The organism is Mycobacterium sp. E1715 (assembly GCF_001667625.1).
Classification (GTDB): domain Bacteria; phylum Actinomycetota; class Actinomycetes; order Mycobacteriales; family Mycobacteriaceae; genus Mycobacterium.
Window position 1 is genome coordinate 1 of sequence record NZ_LZJJ01000271.1, and the last position, 545, is coordinate 545.

General features: G+C 66.4%; 1 protein-coding gene. It reads left to right on the forward strand.

What is annotated here, in order from left to right; all coding sequences use genetic code 11:
• Positions 1 to 545: condensation domain-containing protein (locus A9X03_RS14035; RefSeq protein ID WP_156746559.1), on the forward strand; the 545-nt coding region annotated here is incomplete at both ends.

The following is a 545-nucleotide window of genomic DNA, read 5'->3' on the forward strand; positions in this document are numbered from 1 at the left end:
CTCCAAAACCACCACGACCACCGCCGACATCCTGCCGCTCACCGCACTCCAAGAAGGACTGCTCTTCCACGCCACCACCGCTCGGGATCTCGGCGATCTGTACGCGATGCAACTCGACGTCACGGTCGCCGGCCCACTCGACCCGCGCCGGCTGCACGACGCCGTCCGCGCCGTCGTCGAGCGCCACCCCAACCTGGCCGCTCGGTTCTGCCGGCAGTTCGACCAACCGGTTCAAATCATTCCGGCCCACCCCTTGGCGGTATGGCGATACGAGGCCGTCGAAGCCGATGATCGGATCGAAGGGATTTGCGCCGACGAACGGGCCGCGGTCGGTGACCTCACCGCCGGACCCGTCTTCCGGGTTGCTCTGCTTCGCACCGGAGAGAGCCTCCATCGAATTGTGCTGACGTTCCACCACATCGTGCTCGACGGGTGGTCGCTACCGATCCTGCTGCACGAGATTTTCGGCTGCTACCAAGGCCGGCAACTGCCGGCCGCGACACCCTATCGCCGGTTCGTCAGCTGGCTGGCCGAGCGCGACCTCG